We start from the raw sequence: 244 nt of genomic DNA on the forward strand, positions 1-244 counted from the left end.
GGTCTAGGCGCATTGACAGATCCAGTAGCGAGTACTGCTGGCCACCTGCAAGTTGTAGAGCTAGATAGAGATTTGGCTCAGCGTTTGCGTGAGCATCCAACCTTGGCCGACAAACTCACTATCCATGAAATTGACGCGCTTAAGTTTGATTTCATGCAATTGTGTAAACCCGAGCAAAAAATGCGGGTTTTTGGCAACTTGCCTTATAACATTTCTACACCACTTATTTTCCATTTATTGAGCT

At 44.3% G+C, this 244-nt stretch carries 1 protein-coding gene; it reads left to right on the plus strand.

Annotated elements, in window-relative coordinates; all coding sequences use genetic code 11:
* Nucleotides 1-12: 12 nt before the first annotated feature.
* Nucleotides 13-244 (plus strand): rRNA adenine N-6-methyltransferase family protein (locus Q4528_RS15485; RefSeq protein WP_303522603.1); only part of this gene is annotated, 232 nt, incomplete at its 3' end.

Source organism: Staphylococcus pasteuri (assembly GCF_030547725.1).
Lineage (GTDB): Bacteria > Bacillota > Bacilli > Staphylococcales > Staphylococcaceae > Staphylococcus > Staphylococcus pasteuri.